6 protein-coding genes are annotated in these 9,599 nt (G+C 71.8%); 2 read left to right on the plus strand and 4 right to left on the minus strand.

The features are described from left to right. Window positions 1-411: 411 nt before the first annotated feature. Entirely contained in the window at window positions 412-1,041 is a 630-nt protein-coding gene (locus tag ACFYY2_RS31025) for a TetR/AcrR family transcriptional regulator (RefSeq protein ID WP_388749175.1), read from the minus strand. 493 nt (window positions 1,042-1,534) lie between these two features. On the opposite strand from ACFYY2_RS31025, the gene ACFYY2_RS31030 reads away from it, so the two are divergent. Then, window positions 1,535-2,935: a lipase family protein gene (locus ACFYY2_RS31030; RefSeq protein ID WP_388749159.1), complete on the plus strand. Its 1,401-nt coding sequence runs from the start codon at window positions 1,535-1,537 to the stop codon at window positions 2,933-2,935. Between the two features lie 125 nt (window positions 2,936-3,060). Here ACFYY2_RS31030 and ACFYY2_RS31035 read toward each other — a convergent pair whose 3' ends face one another. After that, complete coding sequence (locus ACFYY2_RS31035; RefSeq protein ID WP_388749161.1) at window positions 3,061-3,687, minus strand: bifunctional 4-hydroxy-2-oxoglutarate aldolase/2-dehydro-3-deoxy-phosphogluconate aldolase; 627 nt, start codon at window positions 3,685-3,687, stop codon at window positions 3,061-3,063. After that, window positions 3,684-4,631, minus strand: a complete 948-nt coding sequence (locus ACFYY2_RS31040; protein ID WP_388749163.1) for a sugar kinase — start codon at window positions 4,629-4,631, stop codon at window positions 3,684-3,686. The genes ACFYY2_RS31035 and ACFYY2_RS31040 overlap by 4 nt, the downstream gene beginning before the upstream one ends. 515 nt (window positions 4,632-5,146) lie before the next feature. On the opposite strand from ACFYY2_RS31040, the gene ACFYY2_RS31045 reads away from it, so the two are divergent. Then, window positions 5,147-8,191, plus strand: coding sequence for a BTAD domain-containing putative transcriptional regulator (locus tag ACFYY2_RS31045; RefSeq protein ID WP_388749165.1), 3,045 nt, complete (start codon window positions 5,147-5,149; stop codon window positions 8,189-8,191). Between the two features lie 114 nt (window positions 8,192-8,305). Here the strand turns inward: ACFYY2_RS31045 and ACFYY2_RS31050 are convergent, their stop codons facing one another. Continuing rightward, window positions 8,306-9,262, minus strand: a complete 957-nt coding sequence (locus ACFYY2_RS31050) for an SGNH/GDSL hydrolase family protein (protein ID WP_388749167.1) — start codon at window positions 9,260-9,262, stop codon at window positions 8,306-8,308. Between the last annotated feature and the right edge of the window lie 337 nt (window positions 9,263-9,599).

A 9,599-nucleotide genomic window follows, 5' to 3' on the forward strand; every position in this document is an offset into this window, starting at 1 on the left:
GCTGCGTTACCCGACCGGGAACCTGCCGGACCTCGTGCCGGACCTCGTCGACGCGGTTGCGCGGGACCGTCCGAGGGGCCTCCGGCGGGGCGTACGCGGGGTCGCCGGATCAGCCTCGGACGCGGTGCACATGCGTGACGAGGAGAGTCGGCGAGCTGGGCGCACACCTGCACCGGACAGGTGGCGGCTCATGCGCGACCGTCACGATGGCCGTCGCGACGGGCGCTTCCACCGGACGGGAATCCCAGGGGGAAAGCGCTTTCTGTCCGCGACAATAGAGCGGTCGGCGCCACGCTGACAAGGTTCATGACAGCGGGAACGAAGGGCCGTCGCGCACGCCGGGTGACGACACCCGCGACGGCTGGCCTCATCCCAACGTCCGCTTGGGGAAAGGAAGTCGACGACCAGACGTCAGTAGGGCAGGCCCTCCGACGCCGCGCGCACGGCGTCGAGCAGGCACCGGGCGATCGCGCGATCCGAGGCGGCGCGGCCGTCGGCGCAACGCCGGGCGAAGTCCTCGGCCGCGGCACGCAGTGCGCCGTTGAGGGTCGCCGCATGCACCCTCACCGTCAGGTCGTCGGCACTGCCGCCCGACCGCCGGGCCAGGAGTGCCGCGAGGACGGGGAGAGCGTCGTCGTGGGCCTGGAGCCAGACCGCGCGCAGCGCCGGATCGATGGAGGTCATGCGGATCAGGTCGAGGACAGCGGGGTCGGCCGGGGGCGGCTCGCCACGCCGGCAGACATCCTCGAAGAAGTCCAGCAGGCTCATGTCCGGGGGCCACAGACGGAGTTGATCCACAGCCGAGTCGAGTCCCGCCGCGAGCAGGGGCAGCACGCAGCTCTCCTTCGTGGGGAAGTGGCGCCACAGCGTGCGCGGGGAGACCCCGACGGCGTGCGCGATCTGCTCCCCCGTGGTGGCGGCGACCCCCTGCGAGGCGAACAGGCGGACAGCCTCGCGGGCGATCTCGAAACGGAGTGCGGCCTTGCGCCGTTGGGCGAGCGACGGCCTGTCGGCGACGTCCGCCGCCGGCCCCTCTTCCATGGACGGCGCGTCACGCACCCTCGCCCCACCCCCCTCCGCCGCCGAGACCGCCCCTGCCTCCGAGACCGCAGCATAGCGAGGGGCACCGAAATGACACATGCAGACGTCTTGTCACTGAGTGACACGCGGTCTTACTGTGAAGTAACTGACTGGCGAGTAACTGTCGCTCTGTCAGCTGCAATTCGGCATGCACCGACCCTGGACGGACGCGTTCGAGTCATCGGTCGGCGAAGGGCCGCCCCGCCGGGGTGAACCCCCGGCCGAACCGACGAAAGGCGCACCACCCTTCCCTTCTCGGCAGGGAGCCACCCCTGCACCGCACCCCTCCATCGCACCACCTCCGTCGCCTGTATGTCGCCGCGATCCCCACGCGACAAGGGCGACCGGAGCGAGCCTCCTGCCGACGACCCCCACCGCCCGGACGAGGCGACGGGGAACCGCTGCCGCCTGCGGCGTCGGCACCATCACCCGGACGACGAGCGAGGAGCATTCCGTGAGCCGCAAGAGAACCCGTTCGATCTCCCCCCTCGGCACCGCCGCCGGCGGGCCCGCCGCACCGGCCGGCCGCACCGCGAGCCTGCGCCTCCCCGCCGTCGCCCTGACAGGCGCGGTCTGCGTCGGCCTGTGCTCGGCTCCGGCCTCCGCCGCCGATACGGAGCCCGTCGTATCCCGCGGCGTGACCATCCCGGCGTTCTACAACCCGCCGGCCGAACTGCCCTCCGCGAACGGCGCGCTGATCCGCACCGAGGCCCTGCCGCTCGGGCTGCGCATCCCCGGGCTGGACGGCCGGCCGATGCCCGGCACCGCGACCCGCCTGATGTACAGGTCCACCGACTCGGCGGGGCGGCCCGTCGCCGTGACCGGCGCCTACATCGAACCGTCGGCGGCATGGAAGGGCACCGGGCCCCGCCCTCTCGTGGCAGTGGCCTCGGGCACCATGGGCCAGGGTGACCAGTGCGCACCGTCGTTCGCGCTGGAGCACCCGCTGACCCTCAGCGGCGACACGGTGTCGGTGGGCTACGATGCGCTCGCCGTCTACCGGATCCTCGCCACCGGGGCGGCGGTCGTCGTCACCGACTACACCGGCCTCGGGACCACCGACCGGCTTCACACCTACGTCAACCGTGTCGACGAGGGCCACGCCCTGCTGGACGCAGCACGAGCCGCCCGTTCGGTCCCCGGGGCGTCGGTCACGGCGGGCTCACGCACCGGCCTGTACGGCTACAGCCAGGGGGGCGGTGCCAGCGCGGCCGCCGCCGAGCTCCAGCCCTCCTACGCTCCCGACGTCCCGGTGGCCGGGACCTACGCCGGCGCACCACCGGCGAACCTGACCGCGGTCATGAAGGGCATCGACGGCAGTGCGCTCGCCGGCGCACTCGCCTGGTCGATCAACGGCTTCGCGCAGTCCGATCCCGACCTGCGGGCGGTCGTCGAGGCGAACATCAGCGCCACCGGCAAGGCGGCGCTGAAGGACGCGTCGACCATGTGTGTCGGCGACGCGATCTTCGGATACGGCTTCGCCAAGAGCAACAAGTGGACCAACGACGGCCGTTCCATCGGGGACGTCATCGCGGCCGAGCCGCGTGCCCGGGCCGCCCTCGACAAGCAGCGCATCGGCACGCTCAAGCCGGTCGGCCCGGTACGGGTGGCCACCGGTGTCCAGGACGACATCGTCCCCCACGCCCAGGCCCGGCAACTGGCCGTCGACTGGTGCCGCAAGGGCGGCGATGTCACCTACGACGCCATCGCGCTGCCGAACCTCGGGGACAAGATCCTCACCAACCACCTGGTGCCCCTGATCACCGACCAGGGCGACGCGATCTCCTGGCTGACGGACCGCCTCGCGGGCAAGCCGGTGTCGTCCAACTGCTGGACGATGCCCCTCCAGCCCTGACGCCCGGCCGCCGCGCCCACCGGGGGGACTCGCCCCGCTGGGCGCGGCGTTCGCGTACGTACGCCTCCGCGGGCCAGCACGGCGCGGGGCCCGTTCCGGGGACTCGCCGCGCCGGGCGGGCCGGCTCACGTCCGGCTGCCGACAGCGGGCAGCAGCCCCGCCTCCACCAGCCTCGCGAGCTGTCCCGGGTCCCCGAACGCCGAACCGATCGCGACGGCGCGGCAGCCCGCTCCGAGGAACTCCCCGGCGTTCGACGCACCCATCCCACCGGTCGCGACGAGACGCGCCTCCGGGAACGGGGCGAGCTGCGCGCGTACCCACTCCGCGCCGAGCACCGAGGCCGGGAACGCCTTGAGCCAGGTGAGCCCCGCCTTCAGCGCGGTGTCGATGTCGGTGGACGTCGCCACGCCCGGCAGGTGCGGGACGCCGATCTCCTCGGAGAGTCGGACGATGCCGAGGTCGAGGCCCGGGGCGACCGTGAACCGGGCCCCGAGTCCGACGGCCCGGCGCAACTGCTCCGGAAAGCGCACCGTGCCGGCGCCCACCGTGCACCCGCGCTCGCGGCCCTCGGCGACCGCGGCGGCGAGGGCCGCGAACCCCTCGTCCGTCTGCACCGGCACCTCGACGGCCGTCACTCCCGCGTCCCACGCCGCGTGGCACAGCCGGACCGTCTCGCGCGGGGACGATCCGCGGAAGATGCCCATCACCCGGACGTCGGCGAAGAGCCCGTCGAAGAGTTCCGCCCCGCTCATGCCCGCTCCTCCTCGTGCCGCAGATACCTGTCTATGTCGTCGCGTTCCGGCACGACGGGGCAGTCGCCGACGATCTGCACGGCTCGGGAGGCCACCAGGTGGCCGAGCCGCAGCGAGCGCTCGGGGCCGAGCCCGCGGAGCCAGCCGCTCAGCCACCCGGCCGCGAAGGCGTCTCCCGCACCCACGGTCTCGACGACCGGGACGCTCAGCGCGTCGGCCCACGCCCTCCCACCCTGGCCGTGGACGCTGGCACCGGTCGCACCGTCCTTCACGACGAGGACCGTGGGCTCCGGCAGCAGCTCCCTGACCTCCTCCGCCCTGTCGGTGCCCCACAGCGTGGCCGCCTCGTCGCGGCCGACGAAGACGATGTCGGCCCGCCGTGCGATCGCGGCCAACTCTCCCGCCGCATCGGCCACGGACCAGAGGCCGGGGCGGTAGTTCACGTCGAAGCTGACGGCCGCGGGGCCCAGCACCCGGTCGCCCACGACGGCGTGCGTGAGCCGCAGGCACGACTCGCTGAGTGCGGGCGTCGTACCGCTGAGGTGCACCACACGTGCGCCGTGCGCGGCCGCCGGGGGGATGCTCGTCACGTCCAGGCGCGAGGCGGCCGAGCCCCGGCGGTAGTAGTGGACGCGTGTGGACCGCCCTTGCGGGTCCTTGGCGTAGAGGCCTGTCGGCGCGTCCTCGTCCGTGACGACGAACGACGTGTCGACGCCGGCACCGCCGAGTTCGTCGAGGACGATGCGGCCGAAGGGGTCGGCGCCCAGAGCGCTCACCCAGCGTGAGCGGTGGCCCAGCCGCGCGAGGGAGACCGCCACGTTCGACTCGGCGCCTCCGACGCGCAGCACGAAACGCGAGTCGGCGGTGATGGGTCTCGCGTCCTCGGGAACGAGCATGGCCATGCTTTCGCCGATGCAGACGGCATCGGCAGGAATATCAGTCACGCGTGACGCCTTTCCAGAAGTTCCCGTCGCACTCCACACGGTTCCGCGCTTCGCAGGGCGAAGCCGTGGCCCACCGCGTACGGCCGTACCTCCGGCCTCCGGTCGGGGACACTACGCCGCCCGGTCCCCCGCACCGACCGGCGGGTCGGTCCGCCGCCGCGGCAGGCGTCCTCGCCGGGCGGCGCCGGGCCCCGGTCGGCCACTCGTGCGGTGGTCGACGACTCAGCCGGAAAACGCCCCTCGGCTCACCTCCCCCGGTTCCCGCCCCTTTCGTACACCGTGGAAGTCATCGCCCGGCCGTCTTCCGGCCGGAGAATCGGGGCAGCGAATACGTGGGGAAGGCATATCGATTCTTTGCAATGGCGAGAATTCGGAGCAACGGGACGGAGGGCCGTCTTGCCGCCCGCCGAAGAGCCCTGATGTGATGACGATTCGGGACCGGCACGAATGGGGTGCAGCGGTGTCCGTGCGGTGGCAGCAGCAGCTGCACAGGGGCCCTCGGGAGGGACGCGTTCATGGGCGAGGACATAGAGGCGCACGGGGTCCGGTTCCGGATTCTGGGCTCGTTCGAATGCTGGGACGGACAGGAACGCGTCCGGGTCGGCGGTCCCGTGCACGAAAGGGTGCTGGTCACCCTGCTGCTGGAGCCGCAACGCGTCCTCCCCGTCTTCCGGCTGGTCGAAGCCGTCTGGGACGAGAACGCACCCGCCACCGCCGCCCACCAGGTGCGCAAGGCGGTCGCCGAGCTGCGCCAGCGGATTCCCGACGGGCGGAACCTCATCGTCACCGAGGGGCCCGGTTACCGGGCGCTGACGACACCCGAGCAGGTGGATCTCAGCAGGTTCACCGACGGACTGAAACAAGCCAGGGAGGCGACCGCGGCCGGGCAGAGCGCGTACGCCGCCACGGCGCTGCGCGAGGCGCTCGACCTGTGGCGGGGCCCGCTCCTCTCGGGCAGTGGCGGCTCCGTGCTCTGCGCCGCTTCCGCAGCCCTGGAGGAGCGTCGGCTGACCGCCGTGGAACAGCTCTTCGACCTGCGGCTCGCGGCGGGCGAGAACGGTGAACTCATCGGTGATTTACGTGAGTTCATCGAGGCGAATCCTCTGAGGGAAACCCTGCGCGGACAGCTCATGCTCGCCCTCTTCCGGTCCGGGCGACAGGCAGAGGCCCTGGAGGAGTTCGCCAAGGTCCGCGAGTTCCTGGTCGACGAACTCGGCATCGGTCCGGGCGACGCCCTCACCGACCTGCACCACGCCATCCTGCAGAACAGCCCCGAGCTCGCCGCACCGCCCCAGTCGGCGGGCCCCGCCCCGTTCTCCCCGGAGGGCTCGCCCTCCACCCTCCCCTACGACCTGCGGGACTTCACGGGGCGCGAGGAGGAGGTCCGTGAGCTGCTCGGGTTCGTGGACGAGGCACCGGGCACCGGGCCGCTCATCGTCGCCATCGACGGCATGGGCGGCAGCGGAAAGACCTCCCTGGCCGTGCGAGCCGCCCACCAGCTCGCCGACCGCTACCCCGACGCTCAACTCCACCTCGACCTGCGTGGATTCACCCCCAGTGAGCAGCCGTTGACCGCGGGGGCCGCCGCCGAGGCCCTGTTACGCATGCTGGGCGCCCCCGGAGAGCGCATCCCCGACGACGCCGAGGGGCGCATCGCCCTCTGGCGGCGCACGATGAGCTCCCGCCGGATGATCCTGCTGCTCGACAACGCGGTCGACGAGTCCCAGGTCCGGCCGCTCCTCGCGTCCCCCACCCAGACACTCGTCCTCGTCACGAGCCGCGCCCTGCTCGTGGATCTGGACGCCGCCCACACCGTGTCCCTCGGCGTCATGCCCCCGCACGACAGCGTCGCCCTCGTCGAGGGGGTCCTCGGCAGCACCCGCGCCCGTGCCGAGCCCGAGGCAGTCGCGCAGTTGGCCGAGCTCTGCGGCCATCTGCCGCTCGCTCTGCGCATCGCAGCGGCCCGCTTGCGCAAGCGTCCCCGCTGGACCGTGCGCTACCTCGTCGACCGGCTCCGCGACGATGCCCACCGGCTGGCCGAGCTCAACTCCGGCGAACGCAGCGTCGAGGTGACCCTGCGCCTCTCGTACGAGGGCCTGTCAGCCGAGAAACGGGAGGCGTTCAGACTGCTGGGCCAGCATCCGGGGGCCGAGATCGAGGTGTACGCGGCCGGGGCGCTGCTCGACAAACAGGCCCGGGACGCGGAGGACGTGCTGGAGTACCTCCTCGACATGCACCTGCTGCAGCAGCACGAGACCGGCCGCTACGCCTTCCACGACCTGGTGCGCAGCTTCGCCCAGAACCTCTCGCGCGGCAACGACCCCGCACCGGAGAGGGGCGACGGAAGCCCCGGTGACGAAGAGGCCGCACGCGCCGTACGCCGCCTCCTCGACTTCGCCCTGGGCGCCACCGACGCCGCCTGCGACCTCCTCTTCCCGGGGCGGGCCCGGATTCGGAACGGCGAGCACCACCGGTGGGAGGGCGAGCTGCCGCCGCTGAACACGCCCGACGAGGCCAGACTCTGGCTGGAGCGTGAGCAGAACTCGTTGCTGGCTGCCGTGTCCCTCGCGTACCGCTGGGAACTCGACCGCCATGTCGGTCTGCTCACCGCCAACGTTGTCTTCCCGCTGGACCTGCGCGGACGGCTGGAGGAGTTCCGGGAGCTGAGCCGCACCGCCGTCGCCGCCTCCCGCAGGCTCGGTGATCCCGCGCTGCTGCGGCTGAGCCTGTCCAACCTCGCCGTCGCCTGCTGGAAGCTCGGGCGTTTCGAGGAGGGCATAGAGATGTCCGAGGAGGCGTTCGCGCTGGCCGTGAGCCTCGCCGACCGGCGCGGCGAGGCGAAGGACACCGGCGTACTCGGGCTCCTGCTCAGCGCATTGGGACGGTACGCCGAGGCGCTGCCGCGTCTGGAACGGTCCATCGCGATCAAGCGGGAGCTGGGCGCCGAGCGGGCGGAGGCCGAATCGCTCACCAGTCTCAGCAATCTGTACGCCGAGTGGGGCCGCTTCCCCGACGCGGTGGAGGCCGCCACCCGCGCCGTCAGGCTGTCGCGCAGCATCGGGGCGGTCGACAAGGAGGTCGAGGGCCTGACCGATCTCGCGGTCGCCCGGCTGGGCCTGGGAGCTGTCGACGAGGCCGCGGACCTGCTGCGGCGGGCCCGCAAGCTGGCCCTGGACGTGATGTCGCCCGCCGACATGTCGCTGCTGCTCGCACTGTCCGCGGAGACGGCGGACCGGCTCGGCGAGTCGGCGCAGGCCTCGGAGTGGGCCGACTCGGCGCTCCAGCTCGGCGACCTGAGCGGTGCGCCGATGCGGGAAGCGGCCGTCGGCAACATCGTCGGGCGCATGCACACCCGCAGGGGCAGATACGCCCTCGCCCTGGAACTCCACCAGCAGGCGCACCGTGCCGCCTCCGGCGTCGGCTACCGCGTGGAGGAGGCGCGCGCGCTGGCCGGCATGGGGGAGGCACTCGCCCACCTCGGCGAACACGAGGCGGCACGGACCCATCGCGACTCCGCGCAACGGGCGTTCGACGCGATGGGCATCCCGAAGGACGAATGACCCGCCGGCCCCTCCGGGCGCCCCTGCGCGGTGTGTGCCGGGTACGCAGGACCGGCCCCCGGCTGATGCCGGAGGCCGGTTCACCGCGTGATCGCCCCGGGGGTGCGGTGGCGGTCAGCTCGGGTCGATGGTGTTCAGCATCGCCTCTTCGACGTGGTCGGCGGCGTTGCGATGGCCGCGGGCGTTGGGGTGGACGAAGGACAGCTGGTCGGGGAGGGTGACGAAGCCTTCGACCCACTTGGCGTCATCGCAGGCACTGTGGTTCTTGGAGGATGTGTAGAGGTCGACGAAGCTTGCGGTGTCCTGCGTGCCGGTGGACTTCTCGATGGCCTTGTTCAGGGGCTCCAGGATGTCGGTGCGCAGCCAGGCAAGGTCGCCCTGGGTGATGGTGCCGAACTTCGTCACGTCGCCGTAGGTGCACTTGGTGGTGTCCTCGGGGACGATCGTGGGGTAGCCGATGGCAAGGATCTTCGCCTTCGGCGCGCGCTCGTGGAGCACGGTGAGCATTCGGTCGTACTCCTTGCTCACCTTGTCCAGCCGGGCCTGGATGCCGGAGCCCAGGGCGTCCTTGCACGGGGTTCCCTCGCCGTCGTTCTCACCGCCCAGTTGGGGGCACTTGGCGAGGATGTCGGCGAAGCCGAGGGTGTTGCCGCCCACGCCGACGGTGATGACGTTCGTGTCGGGTCCCACCGCCTCGGACTGCTGGGGAACTGGGGGGAAGGGATAGTCCGGGTCCTCGGCGAAGGGCGGCAGGTGACGGCCGATCGGGTTCTGGGGGGTGTCGGTGACGTTCTCGATGGTGGCGGCGCCGCAGCTGACGTTGGTCAGGTCGAAGAGGCCGCCCAAGTCGCGGTCGATGACCTGGGGGTAGGACCGGTCGGTGCGCTCGCAGCCGTCGCGCGGAATCTCGAAGGTGTCGCCCGCGGCGCGGATGACGCCGGCGGTGTACGAGTCGCCCAGGGCGACCCACTGCAACTCCGCGGCAGCGGCGGGCTGAGCGCCGCCGAGCTGGACGGCGGTGAGGGCTGCGGCCGAGCCGAGCAGCGCGAGACGGGTACGGAAGCGGGCCACGACATCTCCAAGGTGGGGGGTGACGATTCCACTTCGACCATATACACAGAGTCACGAATCGCGGCATTTTGGTGACTCGGAGTATCCTTTCGGGGTGATTTCTCAGGATCCTCAACGCTTCCCGTGCCTGATCTGGTAGCACCGCTGCGGGTCACCACAGGATCAGGCTGCGAAGTTCGGGCCCTCACCGGACGTCGGCGCGATGTTGGGGCCCTCACCCGACGTCGGCACGATGTTCGGACCCTCACCCGACGTCGGCACGATGTTCGGACCCTCACCCGACGTCGGCACGATGTTCGGACCCTCACCCGACGTCGGCACGATGTTCGGACCCTCA

It is taken from the genome of Streptomyces sp. NPDC001822, from assembly GCF_042892135.1.
Classification (GTDB): domain Bacteria; phylum Actinomycetota; class Actinomycetes; order Streptomycetales; family Streptomycetaceae; genus Streptomyces.